This is a genomic window from Gluconobacter wancherniae NBRC 103581, assembly GCF_007988885.1.
GTDB lineage: Bacteria > Pseudomonadota > Alphaproteobacteria > Acetobacterales > Acetobacteraceae > Gluconobacter > Gluconobacter wancherniae.
The window spans coordinates 904,445-928,141 of sequence record NZ_BJUZ01000001.1 but is presented as its reverse complement, the minus strand read 5'-3'; the positions used below and the strand labels follow the sequence as shown (position 1 = coordinate 928,141).

Below are 23,697 nucleotides of genomic sequence, written 5' to 3'. Positions count from 1 at the left end.
TGTTTTCGCCATGATCGTCTCCGTTCAGGCAGGAAAACCTTCGAGCACGATTTTGCCTTTGGCCTGACCACTCTCGATCAGAGCGTGAGCCTCTCGCAGATTGGCGGCGGTGATCGCGCCAAGATTTTTGCCGAGCGTTGTACGAAGACGACCTTCATCCACGAGCCGCGACACGTCGTTCAGGATTTTCCCCTGAGCGCTGATATCTGCCGTTCCGAACAGTGAACGCGTGAACATCAGTTCCCAGTGCAGGGACAGGCTTTTGCGCTTGAGGGGGACAGCATTGAGTTCAGCCGGATCATCAATCAGGCCGAAATGTCCCTGAGGGGCAAGAAGTTCGACGATCTCTGCCAGGTGTTGATCCGTCTGTGTCGTGGAAAAAACAAAACCGGGGGCGTCCGTAAGAAGGGCAGCAACCTGTGCGGCCAGAGACTTGCTGTGATCGATCACGAAATCTGCCCCGAGAGATGTAACCCAGTCCTGCGTTTCGGGGCGCGAAGCCGTGGCAATGACCGTAATATCAGTCAGAACCTTGGCCAGTTGGATTGCCATGGAACTGACCCCGCCTGCACCTCCGATGATCAATATGGATGGGGTCGTTCCCGGGACAGACCGACGAATGTCCAGGCGATCGAAAAGCATCTCCCAGGCGGTGATTGCTGTCAGCGGTAAGGCCGCGGCTTCGGCCCAGTTCAGGGAGCGGGGTTTGCGACCGACAATCAGTTCATCGACCAGATGAAACTCGGCGTTGGTCCCTGGGCGATTGATTGCGCCTGCATAAAAGACCTCATCGCCGACAGAGAAATCCGTGACGTCCGGTCCGGTGCCGACGACAACGCCTGCGGCATCCCAGCCCAGGACACGCCACTGACCCGCCTCCGGTGTTGCGCTATGGCGGACTTTTGTATCAACCGGATTGACCGACACGGCCCTGATCTCCACCAGAAGATCCCGGCCCGAAGGTACGGGTTTCGGCAGTTCAATGTCCTGAAGGGATGCCGGAGTTTCGATGGGAAGCGGCGTCTGATAACCGATGGCCCGCATGATGTCTCTGCTCCTCTGTTGAATGAGGAGAAGAGTGAGCATTATGCTGTTTACAGACAAGAACGCACTTTTAACGCCCATAGTGTCGGAAATGATACCGTTATGACCCGCATTCGCCATCAGTCGCTCGATTGCAGCCCCGGCTGCGCTGTTGAAGCAACGCTTCAGCTCATCGACGGAAAATGGAAAGGCGTGATCCTCTATCATCTGCTTCAGGGGACCCTGCGCTTCAACGCCATCCGTAAGCGCCTGCCCAACATCACGCAGAGAATGCTGACGACCCAGCTTCGCGAGCTGGAGCGTGACGGGTTCGTATTACGAACGGTCTACCCGGAAGTTCCGCCAAAGGTGGAGTACAGCCTCACTCCACGCGGACGAACCCTCGAGCCTGTCATCATGGCTCTCAAGGCCTGGGGCGATGAGCACACAGAGTTCAGGCATGGCCCTGAGATCTGCGCAGATATGAAAAGCCCCCCAACAAATTCTTAGCGTGAGTCTTCGAACAACCTCTAACCGCTCCTCCCCATATCCGGCTGGCTCGCGATAGCAGAGATCGTGCACATGATAATTATAGGGTTCTTGTGGAGCATTGTTATTGTGGGAGGAGCCCATGAAGCCGTATGGCTCTTTGATATTGACGACATATATTTCTTCAAAATTTGAGAATGGGTTTTTATATATTGGTAAATATTTATACAAACTGCAAACTACAAATAAACCAATCATATTGATTAAAAAATAAATAACGATATAACGCTAACTATTAGAAATAAATATAGCGTCTTTTCAATTTAATCTGCTGGATCCGATCCGCCTCATTGAAATTTGATAACGACTGAAATGTGGGCGTAAGCAGTACGTTCGCCTACGCCTCCCATCTCGGACATACAGAAAATTCGCAGTATTTCCTGGAAAGCGGTCATCTGTTGCCGATCATGACATTTTATTCAACGACAAATACTCCCATTACGGAAAGCCCTACAAAGCAGCAGCGACCACAATCTCGAAAAGCATTTGCTCAACCGGTTACCCGTTTATGACATAAGTCCTCATACTTGCGGCTCGAACTCAGATAGTCTGGCCGCCGGAGACCTCGATCCGTTGTGCATTGACCCAACGATTATCCTCGGACAGCAGCGAGGCAATCATTGGGCCGATATCATCCGGCAATCCTGGACGTCCAAGCGCGGTCACTTCTGCAATGTGCCGAGCCACGTCTGGATTGTCCCGCACTACACCGCCTGAAAAATCCGTCTGGATGGCTCCGGGTGCAACTGTATTGACGGCAATACCGCGAGGGCCAAGTTCTTTGGCCATGTAACGTGTCATGACTTCCACTGCCCCTTTCATGGAAGCATAGGCGATCCGGCCAGGGTAGGAGAAACGGGTGAGTCCGGAAGAGATGTTCACGATCCGACCGCCATCCGCAATCAATGGTAGTAGCTCTTGCGTTAGGAAAAACGGGCCTTTCACATGAATACGATAAGCGGCGTCAAGATCTTCCTCCGTCACCTCGCCGAACAGACCACTATGCGACGTACCTGCCATGTTGATGAGGTAGTCGAAACGCTCGGCACCCCACTCGCTCAGCACGCGTTGAATTTGATTGGCAAAGAACGAAAACGTATGAGCATCGCCAGTGTCGAGCTGTAAGCCCTCGGCGCGGGCTCCGATCCGTTCGACGCTCGCGACAACCGCGTCAGCAGCAGCCTCGTTGGCGTGATAGGTGAAAATCGATGAAACGCCGCGTCGTGCAAGCGCCTCGACTGTCGAGCGCCCTAGGCCTCGGCTTCCGCCGGTGACGAGGGCAATTTTTTTGACTTCAGGCATGGGACTCTCCGTTTGGTGGGAGCCTCATATTGCTCCCTCCATCGCCTGTTCGATAAGATCATGCTTCCCGAAAGCATTGTTTTGCGTCATGGAACAATCCCATGGACAGACTTGCCACGCTCGATCTTTTTATCCGCATTGTTGATCGTGGCAGTTTCAGTGCCGCGGCAGTCGCCTGTGGTGTTTCAAGGCCTGTCGCGACCGCTGCGATCAAGGCACTGGAGATCAGGCTTGGTACCCGATTGTTGCAACGCTCGACCCGGCACGTCCGGCCCACGGTGGAAGGAACCGCCTATTATCGGCGCTGTATCGCGATTCTGGCCGATCTCGAGGATGCGGATCGTGGGGCAGCTGGCACTATTTCTGGCATTTTACGTGTGGACGCCGTCGGATACCTCGCACGCACCATTCTACTGCCGGCGCTGCCCGAATTCCTTGCACGACATCCTGCTCTAACCGTTCATCTCGGAGAGGGCGAACGGTTTGTCGATCTCGTCCGGGAGGGTGTTGATTGCGTCGTGCGGGCCGGCGTTCTTGCCGACAGCGACATGGTGGCCCGGCCTCTGGGCGCGATGGAAGAAGTCACCGTGGCCAGTCCGGACTATCTGGCGCGACATGGAATCCCCGCAACACCTGAGGATCTTGAAGGCCATCAGATGATCGGTTTCATATCATCGCGCACTGGCCAGCCCCTGCCGCTGGAGTTCACGCGCGGAGACGAGGTGATCGAGGTGATGCTACCCACGCGACTGTTGGTCAGTGGTGCTGAAACCAGTGCCGCCGGCGTACTGCAAGGCTTTGGCCTCGTACAGGCGCCACGTTACCGCTTCATTGATGATCTCGCGAATGGCAACTTGATTGAGGTGCTAACCGATTTTCCACCGACACCAACGCCGCTTTCGGTGCTCTATCCGAGCAATAGGCAGCTTTCTCCGCGTGTGCGTGTCTTCGTCGACTGGCTGGTGGAAATTATTGGCTCGGGACTTCTTCCGAGCCGTGAAGTCTGAAGCGCAAAGCCTTATCAGACTGCTGCTTCGAAGTCGCCAAGACTTTGATTGGTCGCTTTCTATCCCACAAGGCTGACGCCAGTCCCAGCGCAACGCCCGCCACATCCAAATCCGCACAATAGACCGGCGGTCCTGACTGCTGGCGTCAGGATTTCGCCAGAGGCCCGGCATCGACAGAATCAAAGCCGATGTTGTCGACCCATGTCATGATGGTTTGCTTCGCGGACACATCCACCACCGCTCTCCGGAAAGATCAGCCGTCTGTTGAATGGGTTAATTCTTCCCAATCTGCAATTTCCTTTTCCAGACGAGAAAGACGTGCGCGAACCAGTTGCAGAGCATCGCTCCCCAAAAGAAGTTGAGGTGGAGGCGTATCCGACGCAACGAGTTGAAGCACTGCTGCCGCGAGTTTCGCCGGATCGCCCAATTGTCTGCCATTCTTTTCGTGTCGAGCGGCCCGGATCGGATCAAACAGAGTATCGTAGTCCCCGATTGAGCGCTCAGTCCTCACCATTGAACGCCCGGCCCAGTCTGTGCGGAATGAGCCAGGGCACAGTGCAGTGACATGAACGCCAAAAGGCGCCATTTCCGCGCGCATGACGTCCGAAATCCCCTGCAAAGCGAATTTGCTGCCACAGTAATACGCGATACCAGGCATCGTGATCAGACCACCCATCGATGTCACGTTCACGATGAATCCGCAGCGGCGTTCGCGAAAGCGAGGTAGAAATGCTTTGGCGACCGCAACAGCACCGAAGACATTCACGTCGAACTGGTGACGCATTTCATCTAAAGGAGATTCTTCCAGAATACCTTCATGGCCATACCCGGCATTATTGATGAGTACGTCAACCGGACCGTGATCGTCTTCTGCTTGGGCGACAATGGCGGGAATACGATCAAACTCGGTGACGTCACACAGGATTGCGTGAACATCCGGCAGCTGCTCCAATAACGACGCTTTTGCGGTTTGCGTCCGGACTGTACCAATCACTCGATGACCCGCTTCAAGGGCACTTTGTGCGATGGCAAACCCAAAGCCTGAATTCGCACCAGTGATGAAAAAACTCTGCTTTGGCATGGCTCTGCTCTGTTTGATTGCATCTAGACCTTGACCAATAATATTGTACTGGTGCGATATCTATTGTGATTCCTATAATATTATTGCTTGATTCTATGATCTCTCATTCCACATCCTCTGCTCTCCTTGTGCTGGCCGCCACACTCGCACCGCGAACTGGTTACAACGCCACGCTTGTGCCCGGTATCCGCATCCTGCGTTCCGAGACCATCCTTGAAAATGTGCCGGTCCTATATCGTCCTGGAGCAGTCTTTGTATTGCAAGGAGCCAAACAAGGTTTCCTCAATAGCGAGGTCCACCGATATGACGCCGATCATTATCTTGCAGTTTCGGTCCCTGTACCTTTTCGGATGGCATCGCAGGCCAGTTCTGAGCAACCTTTGCTGGCCATCTACTTTGATTTTGACTTGCATCTGGCTGCTGAAATTGTGACAGCCCTAGAGGGACAGGTTGCTCATGACGAGAAAGTGCGCGCAAAAAGCTTGGTTTCAAGTCGTATGACGTCTTCCATTGTAGATGTGCTCCAGCGTCTGCTTCATGCTCTCCATCATCCGCAGGAGCTTGCCATTCTGGGGCCGGGGCTACTTCGGGAAGTGCATTATCGTATCCTGATCGGCCCGCAGGGGGAGGCACTGATGGCGGCGTTACGTGGCAACGACACGACAGACAGGATAGTACATAGCCTGACGCTGATCCGCGAACGCTATAATGCTAGACTTGCGGTACCCAAGCTGGCAGCCGAGGCCGGTATGAGCGTTCCTTCCTATCATGCCGACTTCAAGTCTCTCACTGGAACAACCCCGATCCAATACATTAAGGCTTTGCGACTACACGAAGCTCGGTTGATGGTTGCGAGGCGCAAGGGTTCGATGGCCATGATTGCGGCCGCAGTCGGTTATGCCAGCCCTGCCCAGTTCAGCCGGGACTTCAAGCGCCACTTTCATCGTACTCCAGGCGAAGAGGCTAAATGGATGCAAGAACATCTGGGGGAGCCGACACAGGATTGACGCGAAACTCTCGCACCCGAGATTGACTGATTGTATACTGGTGTTTAACAGGCAGGCGCTTGTGGATCGCATTGAAGATCATCTGCCCTCCTGCGCTATCTGAAATGTCTGCTGGCGTCAGTCCAACCAGAAGCAACCGGCCATCTGAATCAACCGAGATATGTCGCTTACGCCCAGTAATTTTTTTGCCGGCGGCATAACCGCGGCCCCTTGCATGAGGAGCCTTGATACTCTGGCAATGAATTATGCGAGAAGCGCCTCCGACCGACAGGCTGTTCGATATCACCCAATCCGGAGAGAGCATTCCCCATTCAAATATTTACAGCAAATTCCTTGTCTTCTCCTTGTCGTTAAAGAGCTACGAAAGGGGAAAAGTCTCCAATTCTTGCACTAGTGGATCGAGTATGCCGATAAATGCTCGCATAGCGGCGGAGCGGTAAGCACCCTCTCTTTGTAATAATACTACCTGCCGTTCTTGCATCGTCGGCAAGAGTTTCCGGGATAGTAAACCCTGTCGCTCTATGGCGACCGCATCGGGAAGAATTGTAACCAGAGAACTAGATTTAATAAGCTCAATAATCGTTGTCATGGAACTGGTTTCAATAACTATATTCGGCTTTATACCATATTTATCAAAATGACTATTAATAGTCTGACGCGTAACGAATGTGTTATTTAAAAGTATCAATTCTTCTTTTTCAATGCACCTAACATCAATGAATTTATTATTCATCACCGGGTGGTCGCATCGGCCCACCAATGACAATCGTTCCGTGTGAAGGGGATACGAAGTGATGCCGCTTGCCCTCGCCGCATAAAATGCAAGAGCACAATCCAGTTTGTCGTCTATAAGGTCTGCTTCGATTTCGTCTTGAGACAAAGCATTTAGCTCAAGGGTAATTCGTGGATATTTTTCACGAAACCGTCTTGCTAGCGGTGCCGTCAAGTAAGCGCTGAAACTCGGCGTAAATCCAAGTCGGAGCACTCCAGAGCTTAAATCGTTAACATCGCGCGCAGCGCGGCCTGCCGCGTCAATTTCGCGAAAAGCGCGACGCACATACTCCAAATATTTCGCGCCTGCGTCAGTCGCACGAACTGCTTTCCCAGTGCGGTCAAGCAATTGCACGCCAAGCCGTTCCTCTAGCTGGCGTATCTGCTGCGATAATGCTGGTTGGGACACGTGCAACGCCTGAGCGGCGCGTGTGAAGCTCCCATGCTCCACGACCGATGAAAGATAACGAAGGTGACGGAGAAGCATATGTATAACGCCTGCTTATAGCACTTATCTGAAACCAGTCTTGGACACTTATAGTCAGAAAGTCGATACCTGCCTGACCGAGCAGGGAGGTCAATAGATGAAGAGGGTTATCGGAGGTTTCAGGTTCTCACCTACCATTCCAATGGCATCGCCTGAATTCCAAAATAATAGAAAGGTAAATTAATGATTCAGGTCCAAGTTACCCAATCAGCACGCAGGACACTCACCGAAGCCGTGATTCAGCGGAAGGCTGAAAAGCAGCTTAGCTGGGCCGGGATTGCTGAATCCGGTGGCCTCTCCCGCGAGTTTGTGACCGCTGCATTGCTCGGGCAGCATCCGCTTCCAAAAAGCGCGGCTGTGGCGGTCGGTAAAACGCTCGATCTTACTGAGGGCGATGTCAAACTGCTTCAGGCGATACCCGTCCGTGGCAGTTTTCTGGAAGGCGTGCCGACCGACCCCACCATGTACCGCTTTTACGAAATGATCCAAGTCTATGCCACAACCCTGAAGGCTCTCATCCACGAGGATTTCGGTGACGGCATCATCAGCGCCATCAATTTCAAGCTCAAACTTGAGAAACGGGACGACCCAGAAGGCGGGCATCGCTGTGTCATCACACTAGACGGCAAATATCTCCCGACGAAGCCCTTCTGACAGTCCGATGTCCATCGCGATTGAGAAAGTCTTAGCCGTGCCACTGCCGCCTCAGCCCACAAACTCTTGATGGTTCTAACTCTCGTCAACACTACTTCAACCTCAAAGGAACAAAGCTATGTCTCGTCCGCCCCTGCCCCCATTCACTCACGATACCGCCGTCCAGAAGGTTCGCCTCGCCGAGGATGGCTGGAACACCCGCGATGCTGAGAAAGTCGCTCTAGCTTATTCGCTCAATACACGTTGGCGTAACCGGGTCGAATTTGCGACAAACCGGAGCGAAGCACAGGCCTTTCTGACGCGCAAATGGAACAAGGAGCACGAATACCGGCTCATCAAGGAGCTCTGGGCTTTCACCGGCAACCGTATTGCGGTTCGCTATGCGTACGAGTATCGCGATGACGCTGGCCAGTGGTACCGCGCCTACGGAAACGAGAACTGGCTATTTGCTGAAGACGGGTTGATGTCCGATCGTCACGCCAGCATCAATGAAATGCCTATCGCCGAAGCAGACCGGAAGTTTCATTGGCCTTTGGGGCGCCGGCCGGATGACTACCCTTCGCTGAGCGAATTCGGCATGTGATGTTCAGGAAGTACCCTCGTTGGCGGGAGAAGCGCTATTGCGGCGTTGGCAGAGGCCCTGCGCTTGCTTGTGTGCTTCAGCGAGGCGTACTGTCTTCCCTCTGATCGTCCCTGGCGCCTTGGCTATTCTTAAGGTGCTTTGATGCTTCAAATATAGCAATTTCCATGGGGCAATATCATGGCTTACGTAACCACCACTGACGGCGTTGAGATTTTTTACAAGGATTGGGGGCCGAAGGGCGCTCAACCCATCGTATTCCATCACGGCTGGCCCCTGTCGTCTGATGACTGGGACGCGCAGATGATGTTCTTCCTCTCCGAAGGCTTCCGTGTCGTCGCCCATGATCGCCGTGGCCACGGCCGGTCCGCTCAGGTGAGTGAAGGTCATGACATGGACCACTACGCCGCTGATGCCGCCGCCGTTATGGAGCATCTGGACCTGCGCAACGCTGTTCACATTGGTCATTCAACCGGCGGGGGGGAAGTAGCAGCATACGTCGCCCGCTATGGCATCCCTCGCGACCGTGTCGCCAAAGCGGTTCTGGTCAGTGCGGTTCCTCCAATCATACTGAAGACAGAAGCTTATCCGGGCGGACTCCCGATCGAAGTATTCGACGGCTTCCGTTCTGCCCTCGCTGCCAACCGTGCACAGTTCTTTCGCGATGTAGCCGCAGGCCCGTTCTATGGCTTCAATCGCGAAGGCGCAGACGTCAAAGAGGCGGTTGTCGACAATTGGTGGCGCCAGGGCATGATGGGCAGCGCCAAAGCCCATTATGAGGGCATAAAGGCCTTCTCTGAGACTGACCAGACCGCCGATTTAAAGGCGATTACAGTCCCTGCCCTCGTATTACATGGTGATGACGATCAGGTCGTCCCTTATAAGAACGCCGGTGTGCTTCAGGCCGAAATTCTGCCGAACGCAGCCCTCAAGCTCTACAAAGGCTATCCACACGGCATGCTGACCGTTCACGCCGACGTCATCAACCTCGACCTGCTCGCCTTTGTGCGAAGCTAATTGAATGCCACCGGGAGGTCTAAAATGTAGCCCTCTCGGTGCACTCTATGTCCTGCACGTCGGTACAAACGCGCAGAATATTCTCGATGAATGGCCATTTTTCCGTCGTGACCGTTCAATCCGTTCAGGGAACTATTCCTGAACTGACCCGGTGTTCACCAGACGGGGCGGCTCTGTGCCATACATTAAAGCGTCCGGTTCTGCCCTGCCATTAGATCCCGCGCCTGATTGGCAAGACCATGCAGACCCGAAATTGACGCGTCCGATATCATGCTGACACCCAGCCCATCCTGCGCCCAGATATAACCGGGTATATGCTGCATCGGTCGCATAGGAGCGGTCATGTCTCGGCCCAGCATCGGGCGAATGAAAAGAGATATGAGTGTATCGCGATCATCTTTATAAAAAAATACACATGCAGGTCCGTGATCTGTCGTGACCAGTTGCCCTCTGAGAAAGTGGTAACCTGCGACAGAAAGATCTGGTGGGCGCACTGTCCGGCCAGAAAACCGCCCGCCCCAGGCTGCCAACTGAGCGACATTTCCGTCTGTAATTACGCTGCCCGCTCCAGAAACATGCACGATTGTAGCTTCCTGTTCGACTGACGCGAGCCCCAAAGGAACTTGCCGGTCCCGGAGGAACCACCCTCCCCCAAGTCCGATGAATAGTGCCAATGCGATGGACGCAGCCATTTGCGGCGCATTGAAATAGCGTAACTTCGATTGCTGCCGCCGAGGATTATTGAAACGTGGCGCCACGGGAGGCTGAACGTCTGCGTCCAGTGCAGATCGCAACAGATTTCGCTCCCTCCGCCACGTCATCACACGTTGTCGCTCTTCAGGGTTTGCATCCAGCCAGTTTTCTACAATCCGCAATCGCTCCGGCGAAAGCAGTTCATCGACCCAGGCATGAAGATCATCCTCAGTCACCGGGCGGTCAGACCGTGTCATTTTATCCTCCTGATCTTTGGTCGGTGGTCCTGATCAACGAGCCGGTGTAGCGCATCTCTGGCTCTGGACAGCCGGGACATTACAGTACCGATCGGTATTCCCAGTATGTCTGAAACAGTTCCATATCCCAGACCTTCGACCCCGGCGAGTAGCAGCACCTGCCGGTGCTCATCAGACAAACGCTCAAATGCATTGATGACTTCCTTCCATTCAAGGTGTGGGATCTGATTGGCATGCTGAATTGGGTCAGGAGACGTTTCCGCTGGAATGACCAGAGATTTAAGGCGGCGCCACTGACTGATATTGAGGCGGTAGGCGATGGTGAACAGCCATGGCCGAAGATCCGACAAGTCGCGCACCTGATGCATTCGCGTAAGTGCTCGCTCCAAACAGTCCTGCACAAGGTCATCTGCTCTATGCTGGTCACGCGTCAGGACCCGAGAATACCTTCTCAGGGCGGGTATCGCTCTTTGTAACCTGATGTCAGTATTCTCGTTCAACCTGGCCTCTGTTCCATGGAATTCTAATCCTCCTGAATATGGACGCTTAGGTGCGCCAGTTTATTCCTCGCCAAATGGCAAGACAGAAATGTTTTCGCTAAATAGTTTCACTCGGAGGGAATAGATGCGCCCGCTCGATCGTCTTTACCCCCAGACGATGTGAGAGGACCGAAAAAATGAAGACGAACGCTCATGCCACGCTTGCTTCCATTTTGCGCTGGCTCGGTGTGGTCGCGCTCCCAGCTGTTCTCATGCTTTCCTTTCTCTGGGCTGGCGGGTGGCTGACACCTTCTCGTCTGACGCAGGCCGCCATGCTGGATGCGTTGCAGAAAGGGGGTGGCATGCAGTCTGGCTTCCGCCGCAACCACGCGAAAGGCATCTGCGTGACAGGATGGTTTGACGGAAACGGTAACGCCTCCATCCTCTCAACAGCCACAGTTCTGCAGAAGGCACGCGTTCCAGTAATTGGGCGTTTCGCACTTGCCGGGGGCTTGCCATATCAGGCTGACGCTCCTGGAAAGGTCCGCAGCATGGCCTTGCGTCTGAGCCCATCCGACGGACAGGAATGGCGTATGGGAATCAACGATATTCCCGTCTTCCCAGTCGGAACACCGCAGGAATTCCACGACCTTCAGCTTGCAGCACGCCCAGATCCGACAACGGGAAAGCCCGATCCCGCACGCATGCGGGCATTCCTTACAGGCCACCCTTGGTTGCAACCTGCGATGGTACAGATCGGCCAACGAACTGTTTCGTCGGGCTTTGGCGACGATACCTATTACAGTCTCGACAGTTTCCTGCTTGTCGCGGAAGGCGGAACGAAGACAGCCATACGTTGGGCCATGGTCCCGGTGCAACCCGCCGTGCCTGACGGTAGTCATGCGAACGATCACGATTATCTCTTCCATCAGATCATTGATGATATTCACGCCCATCCGCTTCAGTGGCGCTTGATGGTGACTCTAGCGAGCAAAGATGACGCAATCGACAACCCGAGCAAGGAATGGTCACAGGATGATCGACAAATTGATGCCGGAACGTTGACCCTGACAGGTATCGAGAGCGAGGAAAACGGTGCATGCACCGGCATAACGTTCGATCCGCTTGTTCTGCCCAAGGGCATAATGCCGTCTGCCGATCCGATCCTACCTGCACGATCCGCGGTCTATATGCGCTCGTTTTATCTGCGTTCCGGCGAGCACCCGACCGCCCCTGCCATTTCACATGAAATGACGATCCCGTCGGCCAACGCGAAAGACAAAAAGTCATGAAAACCGTGGCATCCTTCGCCCTACCGTCGCGCGTACTGCACTGGGTCATGGCCGTGATGATCCTCGCCATGCTCCTTATCGGCGTGTCTATGGCCTCGACTGTTGGAGCTGATTATGACCGGCTGGTGGCTCTGCATCGCCCATTAGGGAGCGCAATTTTGGTCCTTGCCATATTGCGTCTAGGAAACCGGTTGCACACGCCTCCCCCTCCGTTGCCACGGGATTTGCCGCCGGTGATGAAACTTGGAGCCCACGCATCGCATGTTCTACTTTATGCATTGATGATCGCTTTGCCGCTTGTCGGATGGGGGATGCTGTCGGCCGGTGCCTATCCCATTCCGCTATTGGGGCAGTCCGTGCTTCTACCACCGATCCTGCCGCACGACCCGATGCTCTGGGCGTGGCTCAGATGGACACATACCGTGCTGGCTTTCCTACTATTTGGTGTTGTTCTGGCACATATCGCCGCAGCCTTGTTTCATGGCTTGATCCGGCGCGATGGCGTACTACGCAGCATGCTATGGCGGGAAAAACCGTAATCACATCTCACAAGCAGAACCACGGCAACGAAGCCATGGTTCTGCTTGTGACGTCAGCTTTCAACAAACGCGAGGAGGTCCGCATTTAGTACCTCCGCATTGACTGTCAGCATCCCGTGCGAAAAGCCGGGATAGGTTTTAAGAGTGCCGTGGGCGAGTAATTCAACCGACTTTAATGCCGAATCAGCGATCGGGACGATCTGGTCGTCTTCCCCATGCAGCACGAGCGTTGGTATCGTGATACTCTTAAGGTCTTCAGTCTGGTCCGTTTCGGAAAAGGCCTTAATGCCCTCATAGTGAGCCTTGGCGCTCCCCATCATTCCCTGACGCCACCAGTTTTGAATGACGGCCTCCTGCTGGTTAACACCATCACGATTGAATCCGTAGAACGGACCGCCCGGAACATCACGGAAGAACTGCGCCCTGTTGGTAGTAAGGGCGGTGCGGAAGCCATCGAACACCTCCATCGGTAGTCCCTCAGGATTTGCTTCAGTGCGCAGCATCAACGGCGGCACGGCGCCGACCAGAACGGCTTTGGCGGCACGGCTAGACGGCTGACCGTACTTAGCAACATAACGCGCAACTTCGCCGCCTCCAGTAGAATGCCCGATATGCACGACATTCCGAAGGTCCAGTGCTTCGACGACCGCGAATGCGTCTGATGCATAGTGATCCATGTCGTGCCCTTCCGAGACCTGCCCGGAGCGCCCGTGACCGCGACGATCATGAGCTACCACGCGAAACCCGCGCTGCAAAAAGAACAGCATCTGGGCATCCCAATCATCAGACGAGAGGGGCCAGCCATGATGAAACATTATAGGACGGGCGTCTTTAGGGCCCCAGTCCTTGTAGAAAATCTCGACATCATCTTTGGTGGTAACGAACGCCATGATTATCTCTCCAAAATTTAGATAGTCGCGATTGGCACTGGACCGCCCCGGGGACACACCCGGGAGCGGTTTCGATGGTGATCAGATCTGCTTCTGACCACCGTCGACGTAGAGTTCGACACCATTTATGAAACTGGCTTCGTCAGATGCCAGAAACAGAACAGAGCGGGCGATTTCTTGCGGCTGAGCAACACGACCTGACGGGATCAGACCTGCGAGATAAGCCTTGGTCCCTTCGGCCTGCTCACCACCGCCAAACAATTGATTCAATCCTGCCGTATCGGTTACACCCGGACTGATCGCATTGACTCGAATATGGCGATCCTTGAGGTCGAGGATCCAGTTTCGGGCAAAACTACGCACCGCCGCCTTCGTCGCTGCATACACACTCAGAGCAGGCGTGCCTGCTGCACTGACATTCGACGCATTCAGTACGATCGAAGCCCCATCACGAAGCAGAGGAAGCGCCTTCTGTACTGTAAAGAGTACGCCCTTGACGTTACTGTCGAAAGTGGACTGGTAATGTTCTTCAGAAATAGCGCCAAGTGGTGCAAATTCTCCACCGCCAGCATTGGCGAAGATAACATCGATCTGGCTGTGTGCCTGCTGGACGGCATCATATAGACGGTCAATGTCGTCCAGACGGCCCATATCGCCGCGTACGCCCGTCACCTTACCGCCGATCTCAGTAACAGCGGCATCGAGTGCCTCCTGTCGTCTACCAGTGATGAAGACAAACGCGCTTTCATCCGCAAAAGCTTTGGCGGTAGCCAGACCAATACCACTGGTGCCGCCTGTTACGATAACGACCTTGCCATCAAATCCGTAAGCCATTGTTCTATCCTTCATTCTCAGCGCTCCGTTTGCGCCGGTAGGAAATAGATGACATTGGAACGATCATTGCTGTAGATGGCAATATTGACACACAGCGTTCAGAAAGAGGAACGATGGAGCGGCGGGATCTCAACGATTATGCGTATTTCGTAGCGGTGGTCGCGCATGGCGGCTTTTCAGCTGCATCGCGCGCGTTGCACGAGCCGAAGTCAAAACTCAGCCGTCGCATTGCCGAGCTGGAAAACCGCCTCGGTACACGACTAATCGAGCGATCCAGCAGGCGTTTTCGCGTCACGGATCTTGGTCGGGCATTTTATGAGCGCTGCCGGACTATGCTGGATGAAGCAGAAGCAGCAGAGGCAGTCATCAGCGCGGCTCAGGCTGAGCCAGCGGGCGTCGTTCGGTTTAGCTGTCCGACAGGTATGGTCGCCGTAATCAGCCATTTGATGACAGAATTTCTGGATCGCCATCCAAAGGTGCGCTTGCAACTTCTGGCGGTGGATCGACCAGTGGATCTGATAGAGGAGCGCATCGACCTCGCATTGCGGGTTCGCCTGACACTGACCTCAGATGCAGCTTTGACCATGCGTACGCTAGGGCGATCCGTACGTATTTTAGTCGCGCATCCACGCGTAGCGGCGAATATCAGAAGCCTGCATGATCTAGAGACGACATCGCTATTAACAACAAGCGACGAGATAACAGAGTGCGTCTGGCCCTTAATGAATGCGCATGGCGAGACCCACGAAATACGCCGGATACCCCGGTTCGGCTCTCAGGATATGAATATGGTAAAGGATGTGGCGATTGCGGGACTCGGAATTGCCTGGCTTCCGGATCATTTTGTTCGGGAGCCACTGGAGAGCGGTCAGTTGGTCCATATACTGCCAGACTGGACGGGGCCAGAAGGAATTGTCCATCTCGTATTTACGACGCGGCGGGGGCTACCGTCCGCAGTGCGTGCGTTCATCGATTACCTCGCCTCTGGATTTCCCAAGCGTCTGTAAGTGCTGTGCGCTTGCGGTAAAAAGGCTTTTTTTAATCACAGGGATAATATCATCTATGTAGACGACTACTGCCTGTCTAATCCCACAGCGTAGAATAAACAGTTAGTTCCGGAGAAAGAAAGTAGCAAACCACTCTGCTGTTCCCTTCTTCATGCACTCTTGCGGGAGCAGTATTTTCTAGAGCGCAGGAGGATCTGCCATAGAACACGGCGCCCCCAGAGCGAAAAGCGGTTTGATGGCACGAACAACTGGGAGCGCAGGGCGATGAATCTCTGATGCTTGCGGATAAATGGACGCATCCGGGCCTCGAACATTTTCAGCGCACTATCAACATCCTGCGGGCAAGCCGCGAAAGCGTCACCGAGGACCTGTCCACCAAGCATCCCGGCTAAAGCGCCCAGAAGCAGGACACGACCTCTCGACCAACGGGGCATTTTGACCATCTGAACGGAATCAAAAAGGAAGTCGTCCATTGTTCCCAGATCCTCAAGAGCTTTGGGAATAAGCCCGCCCACGTCCAGGTCGGAAAATATCTGACGCAGCGTAGAAAGCGGGTCTTTTCTCGAAGCTCTTTCCGGATTTCTGGTTCGGTATGAGAAAAGTGCAGTTGAGGGGCGTCCTTCCAGCGGAAACACGGTCAGAGTACGCTTTACGTCTGCGACCATAAGACCATCGCCAGCTTCGAAGCCCTCAACGGGTCGCGCCAGCGGAAAAGCACACAGCATCGTGCCAATCGAGTGGAAAAATGCTTCATCCGGTCCAAAAACCAGCTTGCGGACGGTCGAGCGAACCCCGTCAGCACCGATTACAAGATCATAGGTTTCCGTCGTTTCACCACCACCTTCTGTTTGGAGTTTAACCTGAGCCTGCATGGCACCATTCACGATCGCCACGGAGACAGTGCTGAACCGAACGTCCACCTTTCCTTCAACTCCGGACCAGAGAGCTTCTTCGATATCCCCTCGCAGCACGGCAATCGGCGCGTTTGTCTCTTGCGTCAGATCGGCAATGCGCCTGCGGGTGCCATCCTTACGCACATCCCAGAAACGAATGTTTTCCGGGGTTCTTTTTTCCATGACATCCAGCACGCCTAAAGCCGAGGCGGCATTTTTGCCTTCATCGCGCAGACCGATGAAATAGCCACCTTTTCGCCGCTCCGGAGCACGTTCAATAATCACTGGCATCCAACCCTGACGCTTCAAAGCGATAGCGGCAGACATACCGCCAATACCGAGGCCTACGATCAGTGCGCGCTGTGTCATATAACGTATTCCGATGGAGTGGCTTGCTTCATTTGAACATTGCATAGATAACAGTAATCATCAATCTGAACGATGTTTATATCACCAACGAGGAGACGGAATGAGCACGGCAACACGGAGCAGCTACCATCATGGGGATCTGAAAGCAGCGCTTATTGAGGCGTCGGAGGAGATCATCCGGGCCGAAGGCGTCGAAGGATTTACATTAAGGAAGGCCGCCAAGTCTGCTGGCGTCTCTCCCGGAGCTCCATCGCACCATTTCAGTGGCACCAAGGGGCTTTTGACAGCTATTGCCATCCGGACTTTCGAAAAGCTTGGAGCCGAACTGAATACTCTCCCGTCATCTGGTATACCCGCTCAGGACCTTCGAACACAGGGTTTGGGTTATGTAAAATTTGCGGCGCTTCATCCTGGATTGTTCCGCCTGATCTGCCGCGTTGACCTGATCGACTTCAAAGATCCTAATTTGATGCAAGCTGCCTTTGAGGCGATGGCATCATATGAACATGCCGCTGCTGCCTACTTCGGGTACGAACCACCAGATCCGCAGAAACGGATCTTTCGTCCGTACATGGCCAGTGCGATGGCGACCGCCCACGGGCTAGCGCATATGGTCATAGAAGGCCGGCCTGCGCTCTTGTTCGAGACACCAGACCCGATCGGCACCTTTATCGAGACGGCGCTTCCCTCAATTCTGCTAGCGACATGGCCAGATTAATGTCTTCAACATGTATAAGCTGTCCGTCCACGGCAACTGAGTTTGTCGCTCAAGGCGCTAGGCTGCCAACGGCAATGTAGCGTTCGCTAGGAAACTGGCAAAGATCTGAGTGTACGTCATCAATATGCCGTCGGATGAGTCGGCCGCTCCTATGATCATCCCAACGGCTATGGGCATCAGGTGTCCGATACGGCACGCGTCGGGCATGACGCTGATATCTTAACTATTGGCCGCAAATCCTCGTCCAATCCGGACTTACGGCATCAGCCGTCCTACACGGCGATGTCACGCAGAAAATCCACGAGCCCTGAGCTCTTCTGTGATATGGAGATGTCCATAACGTCGCCTGTTCTGAGCGTGAATGGCGCCGATATGGACCATCAGAATGTCATCCTGTCTTTTTTGCAGGCACATACCGGACGCCGTTACCAGGCCTTCAACCCTAGGTCGCTTACACCAAACAACAGATAGACCCGTTCACAGGAAAATAGACCGCAATATCGCGCAATGAACGCAAACCTCACGATCTTTGGTTCGCGACGAACTGTGTCGCTTTTTTTAGCTGCTCCCTCTCCTCCTTCAGCAAAAGATTCTCGAGGCATAACTTCTCATTATTCCACATCTCCTTCATGACCATCTTCGGTCTTAAAGGTCCGGAGGTAAACCGGGACACGTCCACTTCGGGGAAAGACGGCTCTCGTCACCGGCGCCAGCCAAGGCCTCGGCCGCGCGATCGCAGCAACTCTGGCGGGGGAAGGCGTGGCCGTCTTCGCCGCCGCCCGTAACATAACGCTGCTTGAAAGCCTTAAGAGCGAGGTCATGGCCGTCGGCGACACCGCACCGACCCTGCTCGTGCAGGACTTCATGGCCGTGGACGGTCCACAGAGGGTCGCCGATGCGACGCTCGCTGCGCTTGGTCACGTCGACATCCTGATCAACAACGCTGGCGGCAGCCGCCCGATGGAAATCGATGCTCCGGAAGCGCATTGGGTCGAGGGCATGACGCTCAATTTCGATCGCCACCGCCAACTCACTCAGGCGTTGCTCCCGAATTTCCTCGAGCGGAAGTCGGGCGCGATCGTCAGTGTGACGGGTAACTTGGAACCCGAGGTCGTCAATACCGCGATGGTCGCAAAGGCCGGCCTCGTTATCTGATCGAAGGGCCTGTCCGAACAGATCGGAAAGCACGGCATCACCGTGAACTGCGTCCAACCTGGGTTGATCGATACCGCTCAGATCCGCCGTCTCTATCCCGGTGACGAGCGCCGTACGTTCGCCGAGCGAGAGATCGTACTGCGCGATTTTGGCGAGCCGCAGGACGTCGCCAACATGGTCTCGTTCCTGGCATCGCCGCGTACCCATTACATCACCGGCGCCGTCATCCCTGCTTTCATGTTTGACGAATATGCAATGTTCGCGGATCAAGCGATCGCTCCAGCCCGCGCAGTCGTGAAGCTACCCGATGGCGTGCGCTGAGAGAATGTCGCAACGACCCGGATGCCCTTCACGACAGCCTGGGGCGCGTTGATCGACATCGCAAACCTCGGGGCGGGTGACTTCGTCGTGCTGGGAGCTGCGTCAAGCAGCGTCGGCCTTGCCGCGATGCAGATTGCCAAGCATGTCGGCGCCACTCCGATCGCGATCACCCGCAAGGGTGGGAAAATCGATGAATTGAAGAGGGCCGGTTTTGTGCATGTATTACAGACTGGCGCGGGTGACATCGAGCGTGAGATCCTCCGGCTTACCGATGGTCAGGGGATACGAATTCATCGAAGTCACCGGCGACGACGTCAAGCTGGAGCGTGCCAAGGCCTTCATCAACGAAGGCTTGAGTGCCGGACATTTCCAGGCTCAGATCGCCCGCACCTTCGCCTTCGAGGAAGTCGTAGAAGCTTATCGCTACCTCGAGGCGAACAGCCAGTTCGGTAAGATCGTACTCACGCTGGATTGAAGCATCTCAGTGAGATCGAACTCCTGCACTGGCATAGTGATATAAGGCGCATGCGCCAATACTCGTTCCAGGCTTTATAATTTTGGCCAGTAAACTACCGCTTGCGATGTGAGCGGTAGTTTACCGTAGGCTTCATGAAGGCCCAAACTGGCCGAAAGCTGTCGCACTACTGATCCGGGGACGAAAGTGTCGGGTAGTAGCAGGGCCTGATCTGCCTGTCTTCTCAGTGATAGATGAATGTCCGTCTTCCGACAGAAGGGACGCTTCACCCACAAGGCAGGCCTTGCCACAAAAAACCGTAAAAGTCTTTTCGAGGCATTGTCCACAGACACTCAACCAAGAATAAATTTTGATGCCGGAAAGCAAATCTGATCGTCTCTAACCATTTCTACGAGGTACATTTCAACCCACGCTGTATTGGAATCATTTATCGGAGTTACGACTGACTTGGGGGGGGTAATAAGCATATCCGGTGATGAGCGAAATTGCCGATACTCGAACATCCTCTTTAGTTGGCATTGTTGAAAAAATATCTTCTCTATTTCTCTAGAGTACGCAGCAATCTGAATGCAGGCGAGGCGGACAACTCTGAAAAGAAACCTTTCACCCTAACTTTCTCGTCCCCAGCCAGCGGACTTTCTCCGGATCGCGGTGATCGAAGAAACTACTGACTTTCTGATCAAGCGTGGCAATTGCCTCAACATCAGCATCGTCCAACGCAAAGTCGAAAATAGCGAAGTTTTCGGCAATACGCTCTTTTTTAACTGACTTCGGGATTGCGACAATTCCACGCTGGTTCAACCAACGGAGCACGACCTGAGCGATAGTTTTGGTATGCTTCTGTGCAATGGACTGAAGCACGTCATTCGAGAACAGCCCATTTCGCCCTTCTGCAAACGGTCCCCATGCTTCTGCCTGAACATCATATTGCTTTAGGATTTCCAGTGCATCGTGTTGCTGATGAAAAGGATGCAGTTCAATCTGATTGATCGCAGGTGTGATTTCGTTGTGCAGCACGAAATCCACCAGTCGATCAGGATAGAAGTTGCTGACGCCGATCGCCCGGATACGGCCCGCACGATACAGTTCTTCCATTGCGCGCCATGCCCCATAGACGTCCCCGTATGGTTGATGGATCAACCAGAGATCGAGATAGTCCGTCTGAAGTTTGTTCAACGAGCGCTCAAAAGCAGCCTTGGCTCCCTCATAGCTAGCATCTTCAATCCAGAGTTTGGTAGTGACGAATAAATCGCTGCGGTCGATCCCATGGTTGCGGATCGCATGACCAACTGCTTCCTCATTTCCATAGGAGGTTGCTGTATCGAGCAGCCGATAGCCGACATCAATGGCGTCCCGAACGCTGCGTTCACACTCGGCCGGGTCAGGAACCTGAAATACACCGAAGCCAAGAGACGGCATCTGGATACCATTATTCAATATCACGGCAGGCGTGGTGATAGTCATGATTATTCTCTTTGCAACAGTAGCTTAGCGGTTAATTAGGTTCTGATATGAGGCAGGATAACGCTCGCCTTGAAGCGGGATGTTGTTAAGGGACTGCTCAATGCGTGCCAGATCATTCTGTGTCAGAATGACACCAGTTCCTCCTAGATTTTCTTCAAGGCGGTGAAGCTTGGTTGTACCGGGAATGGGAACAATCCAAGTTTTTTGAGCCAAAAGCCACGCCAAAGCGATCTGTGCAGGCGTGCATGATTTTTCAGATGCGATGACTTTGACAAGATCAACAAGAGCTTGGTTCGCGGCCAGTGCATCTCCCTGAAAACGAGGAACAGAGCTGCGAAAGTCATCTTTGGCGAACACGACCTTTGGATCGAGTTTTCCAGTCAAAAAACCTTTGCCAAGAGGCGCAAATGGCACGAAGCCGATACCCAGTTCTTCAAGGAGCGGCATGATTTCCAATTCAGGTTCGCGCCAGAACATTGAATATTCACTCTGGAGTGCCGCAACCGGCTGTACGGCATGTGCACGACGGATTGAATCCGTCCCGGCTTCAGACATGCCAAAATGCTTAACCTTCCCCGCTGCGATAAGATCTTTCACCGTTCCCGCAACATCTTCGACCGGCACGTTCGGGTCGACACGATGCTGATAAAAGAGGTCAATTCTGTCAGTCCGCAGGCGCTTCAGGGCGTCATCCGCAACCTGTCGAATACGCTCCGGCCGACTATTCAATCCCTGTGCTGGCACGCCGTTTACGAAACCAAACTTGGTGGCGATCACAACCTGATCACGAACCGGCTCAAGCGCCTCCCCAACGACTTCCTCATTAATGCCGGGTCCGTAAGCTTCGGCAGTATCAAAGAAAGTGACCCCACGCTCATAAGCTGCTCGGATAAGAGTAATAGCATCATTGCGGTCGATGGCAGGGCCATAGCCATAGCTCAGGCCCATGCAGCCCAACCCAAGCGCTGATACTTCCAGACCACTTTGGCCCAACAGACGTTTCTGCATGTTTCTTGATCCTGCGTGTTAATCCTTGTGCCTCTGCCAAGGCTCTGAACAAGCAGATCATAAGCTCAGACTCATCAATCTATTAGACAAGGTAAATTTCTTAGGTTTATGATTTTTAGTCATGAAACCAGTGAGAAGGCCTGAGCACAATGCGGCGTGAAGAGCTTGGAAGTCTGGCCATGTTCATGGCAGTTGCTGATGAGGGCAGTTTTACCAAGGCCGCAGGAAAGCTTGGTATTTCACAATCTGCGCTCAGCCACTCTCTTCGGCGGCTCGAAGCCAGACTTGGCCTACGGCTCCTTACGCGTACAACCCGGAGTGTCGCGCCTACACTGGCTGGTGAACGCCTTATAGAAACACTGCGTCCTGCTCTTCAGGATATTGATCAGAAGCTTGTCGCACTGACCGAATTGCGGGACCGCCCTGCTGGCACTGTTCGGATCACGACAAGTTCTCACGCGGCGAACACATTGCTCTGGCCAGCTATTAATCGTCTCACAGCCGAAAATCCTGACATCAACGTGGAAATCAATATCGAAAGCGGCCTCGTCGATATCGTGGCTGAGCGATATGACGCCGGGATAAGACTGGGAGAAAGACTGGAGCAGGACATGATTGCGATCCCAATCAGTCCACGCCTTCGGATGGCTGCTGTGGCCTCGCCATCGTACCTAAGCGGAAAGACCATTCCGGAGACACCGTACGATCTTGCACAGCACAGCTGCATTAATCTGCGCCTGTCGACTTCCGGTGGACTATATGCTTGGGAGTTTGAGCGCGATGGAAAAGAAATCCGGGTTAAAACGCAAGGACAACTGGTGTTCAACGATATCAATCTGATTGTAGAAGCTGCACTCACCGGCCACGGCATTGCTTTTATGCTCGAAGATCATGTGAAAGATCACCTTTTTTCAGGAAACCTAGTGCGAGTTCTTGAAGAATGGTGCGAGCCATTCGACGGCTATTATTTATATTACCCAAGCAGGCGTCAGCCTTCGCCAGCATTCAACCTTGTGCTGGATGCTTTGCGTTATAAGAGATGAATGAGATTTGTTCCGGGCAAAACTCCTAAGTGGAAGGATCAAAGAAGCGTTGATCGATGATTGCCGTGATGGCATTCGATCTATGTTTCGAGCAGAGTGAGGCTTCCCACGCTGAATTACTACGCGCTCGCGTTCATCCTCTTCGGGCAGAAAATGCAGCGTACATTGTAGACGATATTGGTAAGGCCAATCCTCATTGTGGCCAAGGTGATGCCAACGGTTCGGACAATCAGCCCAGTCTGTGACTTCTGATCAGCAAACATATTCTCGACACGTGAATAGATCACTGACTTTCCAGCATTCGATTTTTATACATGTCAGAGCATCGGTGTGAGGTGCGGCTTTTTCCTATAGACTTTTGAGACAAAGCCCTGCTGTCCATGAAATCTTCATTTGCTTTTGAACGACAGGCCGTGTTCGCCCACACCGCTGAGGCTGTATTGGTTGTATCCAGCAAGCCCTCACTTGATCGCACACAGTCACTGGCAGCGGCATTCGTCGTCCTACATTTCTGAATCAGCCGAAATTTTTGTTCGATAGGAACATGCAATTTGTAGCCAAAGAACAAAATGGCAAGATCCATTGTGGGGGGGCGTTCCGTCATCACACCAAGGATGCAATTACGAAGAACGCCCCTAAAGCCAAGAGGTTTTCGCCCCTCACCTCCGCCCGGAGAACATGCAATATGCCTTTACCGAAACGGCGTCGTAGAAAAGCTCAGCAATTTAGGGCGTGATGAAAGAAATTCTTTCAAGCAAGGCGCAGCGCTTTATCCGATACGA

Annotated in this window: 23 protein-coding genes and 4 pseudogenes; 14 read left to right on the top strand and 13 right to left on the bottom strand. The window is 53.7% G+C overall.

Features of this window, described 5'->3' with window-relative positions:
• Positions 1–24: 24 nt before the first annotated feature.
• Complete coding sequence (locus GWA01_RS04235) at positions 25–1,044, bottom strand: zinc-binding alcohol dehydrogenase family protein (RefSeq protein WP_146794326.1); 1,020 nt, start codon at positions 1,042–1,044, stop codon at positions 25–27.
• Between the two features lie 102 nt (positions 1,045–1,146).
• On the opposite strand from GWA01_RS04235, the gene GWA01_RS04230 reads away from it, so the two are divergent.
• Positions 1,147–1,533 carry a winged helix-turn-helix transcriptional regulator gene (locus GWA01_RS04230; protein WP_186819450.1) on the top strand — a complete coding sequence of 129 codons (387 nt, stop codon included), beginning with the start codon at positions 1,147–1,149 and terminating at the stop codon, positions 1,531–1,533.
• Positions 1,534–2,112: 579 nt separating this feature from the next.
• On the opposite strand, the gene GWA01_RS04225 is transcribed toward GWA01_RS04230, so the two are convergent.
• Positions 2,113–2,874: an SDR family NAD(P)-dependent oxidoreductase gene (locus GWA01_RS04225; protein ID WP_146794325.1), complete on the bottom strand. Its 762-nt coding sequence runs from the start codon at positions 2,872–2,874 to the stop codon at positions 2,113–2,115.
• Positions 2,875–2,975: 101 nt separating this feature from the next.
• Here GWA01_RS04225 and GWA01_RS04220 point away from each other — a divergent pair, with 101 nt between their 5' ends.
• On the top strand, positions 2,976–3,881 hold the full coding sequence (locus tag GWA01_RS04220; RefSeq protein ID WP_146794323.1) for a LysR family transcriptional regulator: 906 nt from the start codon (positions 2,976–2,978) through the stop codon (positions 3,879–3,881).
• A gap of 253 nt (positions 3,882–4,134) precedes the next feature.
• Here GWA01_RS04220 and GWA01_RS04215 read toward each other — a convergent pair whose 3' ends face one another.
• Positions 4,135–4,962, bottom strand: coding sequence for an oxidoreductase (locus GWA01_RS04215; RefSeq protein ID WP_146794322.1), 828 nt, complete (start codon positions 4,960–4,962; stop codon positions 4,135–4,137).
• 95 nt (positions 4,963–5,057) lie between these two features.
• On the opposite strand from GWA01_RS04215, the gene GWA01_RS04210 reads away from it, so the two are divergent.
• Positions 5,058–5,969, top strand: a complete 912-nt coding sequence (locus GWA01_RS04210; RefSeq protein WP_146794320.1) for an AraC family transcriptional regulator — start codon at positions 5,058–5,060, stop codon at positions 5,967–5,969.
• 34 nt (positions 5,970–6,003) lie between these two features.
• Here the strand turns inward: GWA01_RS04210 and GWA01_RS04205 are convergent.
• Both GWA01_RS04205 and cynR read right to left on the bottom strand, forming a co-directional pair.
• Positions 6,004–6,216 (bottom strand): annotated as a pseudogene (locus GWA01_RS04205) (transposase); the annotation flags it as partial.
• A gap of 111 nt (positions 6,217–6,327) precedes the next feature.
• Positions 6,328–7,227: a transcriptional regulator CynR gene (gene cynR / locus GWA01_RS04200; protein ID WP_146794318.1), complete on the bottom strand. Its 900-nt coding sequence runs from the start codon at positions 7,225–7,227 to the stop codon at positions 6,328–6,330.
• 183 nt (positions 7,228–7,410) lie between these two features.
• On the opposite strand from cynR, the gene cynS reads away from it, so the two are divergent.
• The 3 genes from cynS (at position 7,411) to GWA01_RS04185 (ending at position 9,478) form a co-directional block, all read left to right on the top strand.
• Positions 7,411–7,881 carry a cyanase gene (gene cynS, locus GWA01_RS04195; protein WP_146794315.1) on the top strand — a complete coding sequence of 157 codons (471 nt, stop codon included), beginning with the start codon at positions 7,411–7,413 and terminating at the stop codon, positions 7,879–7,881.
• A gap of 118 nt (positions 7,882–7,999) precedes the next feature.
• On the top strand, positions 8,000–8,464 hold the full coding sequence (locus tag GWA01_RS04190; protein ID WP_146794313.1) for a nuclear transport factor 2 family protein: 465 nt from the start codon (positions 8,000–8,002) through the stop codon (positions 8,462–8,464).
• 177 nt (positions 8,465–8,641) lie between these two features.
• The gene (locus GWA01_RS04185; protein ID WP_146794311.1) at positions 8,642–9,478 is read left to right on the top strand and encodes an alpha/beta fold hydrolase; all 837 of its coding nucleotides are present in this window, start codon (positions 8,642–8,644) and stop codon (positions 9,476–9,478) included.
• A gap of 185 nt (positions 9,479–9,663) precedes the next feature.
• On the opposite strand, the gene GWA01_RS04180 is transcribed toward GWA01_RS04185, so the two are convergent.
• Together GWA01_RS04180 and GWA01_RS04175 are read right to left on the bottom strand one after the other, a co-directional pair.
• A complete protein-coding gene (locus GWA01_RS04180; protein ID WP_146794309.1) occupies positions 9,664–10,428 on the bottom strand; it encodes an anti-sigma factor family protein in 765 nt (254 codons plus the stop codon).
• Complete coding sequence (locus GWA01_RS04175; RefSeq protein ID WP_146794307.1) at positions 10,425–10,928, bottom strand: sigma-70 family RNA polymerase sigma factor; 504 nt, start codon at positions 10,926–10,928, stop codon at positions 10,425–10,427. Before GWA01_RS04175 ends, GWA01_RS04180 begins: the two co-directional genes overlap by 4 nt.
• Positions 10,929–11,104: 176 nt before the next feature.
• Here GWA01_RS04175 and GWA01_RS04170 point away from each other — a divergent pair, with 176 nt between their 5' ends.
• Positions 11,105–12,199, top strand: coding sequence for a catalase family peroxidase (locus GWA01_RS04170; RefSeq protein WP_146794305.1), 1,095 nt, complete (start codon positions 11,105–11,107; stop codon positions 12,197–12,199).
• Positions 12,196–12,738, top strand: coding sequence for a cytochrome b (locus GWA01_RS04165; RefSeq protein WP_146794303.1), 543 nt, complete (start codon positions 12,196–12,198; stop codon positions 12,736–12,738). The genes GWA01_RS04170 and GWA01_RS04165 overlap by 4 nt, the downstream gene beginning before the upstream one ends.
• A gap of 53 nt (positions 12,739–12,791) precedes the next feature.
• Here the strand turns inward: GWA01_RS04165 and GWA01_RS04160 are convergent, their stop codons facing one another.
• Together GWA01_RS04160 and GWA01_RS04155 are read right to left on the bottom strand one after the other, a co-directional pair.
• Positions 12,792–13,628 (bottom strand): alpha/beta fold hydrolase, encoded by an 837-nt coding sequence (locus GWA01_RS04160; protein WP_146794301.1) that lies wholly within the window; start codon positions 13,626–13,628, stop codon positions 12,792–12,794.
• Between the two features lie 81 nt (positions 13,629–13,709).
• On the bottom strand, positions 13,710–14,477 hold the full coding sequence (locus tag GWA01_RS04155; RefSeq protein WP_228118333.1) for an SDR family NAD(P)-dependent oxidoreductase: 768 nt from the start codon (positions 14,475–14,477) through the stop codon (positions 13,710–13,712).
• 98 nt (positions 14,478–14,575) lie between these two features.
• On the opposite strand from GWA01_RS04155, the gene GWA01_RS04150 reads away from it, so the two are divergent.
• Positions 14,576–15,469, top strand: a complete 894-nt coding sequence (locus GWA01_RS04150) for a LysR substrate-binding domain-containing protein (protein ID WP_146794299.1) — start codon at positions 14,576–14,578, stop codon at positions 15,467–15,469.
• Positions 15,470–15,618: 149 nt separating this feature from the next.
• Here the strand turns inward: GWA01_RS04150 and GWA01_RS04145 are convergent, their stop codons facing one another.
• Positions 15,619–16,731: an FAD-dependent monooxygenase gene (locus tag GWA01_RS04145; protein WP_186819449.1), complete on the bottom strand. Its 1,113-nt coding sequence runs from the start codon at positions 16,729–16,731 to the stop codon at positions 15,619–15,621.
• A 100-nt stretch (positions 16,732–16,831) separates the two neighbouring features.
• Here GWA01_RS04145 and GWA01_RS04140 point away from each other — a divergent pair, with 100 nt between their 5' ends.
• From GWA01_RS04140 to GWA01_RS13165, 4 genes and pseudogenes are all read left to right on the top strand, one after another.
• Positions 16,832–17,449, top strand: a complete 618-nt coding sequence (locus GWA01_RS04140; protein ID WP_186819448.1) for a TetR/AcrR family transcriptional regulator — start codon at positions 16,832–16,834, stop codon at positions 17,447–17,449.
• 699 nt (positions 17,450–18,148) lie between these two features.
• Positions 18,149–18,925 (top strand): annotated as a pseudogene (locus GWA01_RS13170) (SDR family oxidoreductase); the annotation flags it as partial.
• Positions 18,926–18,946: 21 nt separating this feature from the next.
• Positions 18,947–19,153 (top strand): annotated as a pseudogene (locus tag GWA01_RS13355) (hypothetical protein); the annotation flags it as partial.
• Complete coding sequence (locus GWA01_RS13165; protein ID WP_228118332.1) at positions 19,143–19,400, top strand: zinc-binding dehydrogenase; 258 nt, start codon at positions 19,143–19,145, stop codon at positions 19,398–19,400. The pseudogene GWA01_RS13355 and the gene GWA01_RS13165, both read left to right, overlap by 11 nt.
• Before the next feature lie 603 nt (positions 19,401–20,003).
• On the opposite strand, the gene GWA01_RS04125 is transcribed toward GWA01_RS13165, so the two are convergent.
• Positions 20,004–20,864 carry an aldo/keto reductase gene (locus GWA01_RS04125; RefSeq protein ID WP_146794290.1) on the bottom strand — a complete coding sequence of 287 codons (861 nt, stop codon included), beginning with the start codon at positions 20,862–20,864 and terminating at the stop codon, positions 20,004–20,006.
• Positions 20,865–20,888: 24 nt separating this feature from the next.
• Entirely contained in the window at positions 20,889–21,872 is a 984-nt protein-coding gene (locus GWA01_RS04120) for an aldo/keto reductase (RefSeq protein ID WP_146794288.1), read from the bottom strand.
• 149 nt (positions 21,873–22,021) lie between these two features.
• Between GWA01_RS04120 and GWA01_RS04115 the strand changes: the two genes are divergently transcribed.
• Positions 22,022–22,915, top strand: coding sequence for a LysR family transcriptional regulator (locus tag GWA01_RS04115; protein WP_146794286.1), 894 nt, complete (start codon positions 22,022–22,024; stop codon positions 22,913–22,915).
• Between the two features lie 119 nt (positions 22,916–23,034).
• Here GWA01_RS04115 and GWA01_RS04110 read toward each other — a convergent pair.
• Positions 23,035–23,504 (bottom strand): annotated as a pseudogene (locus tag GWA01_RS04110) (IS5/IS1182 family transposase); the annotation flags it as partial.
• Positions 23,505–23,697: the final 193 nt, after the last annotated feature.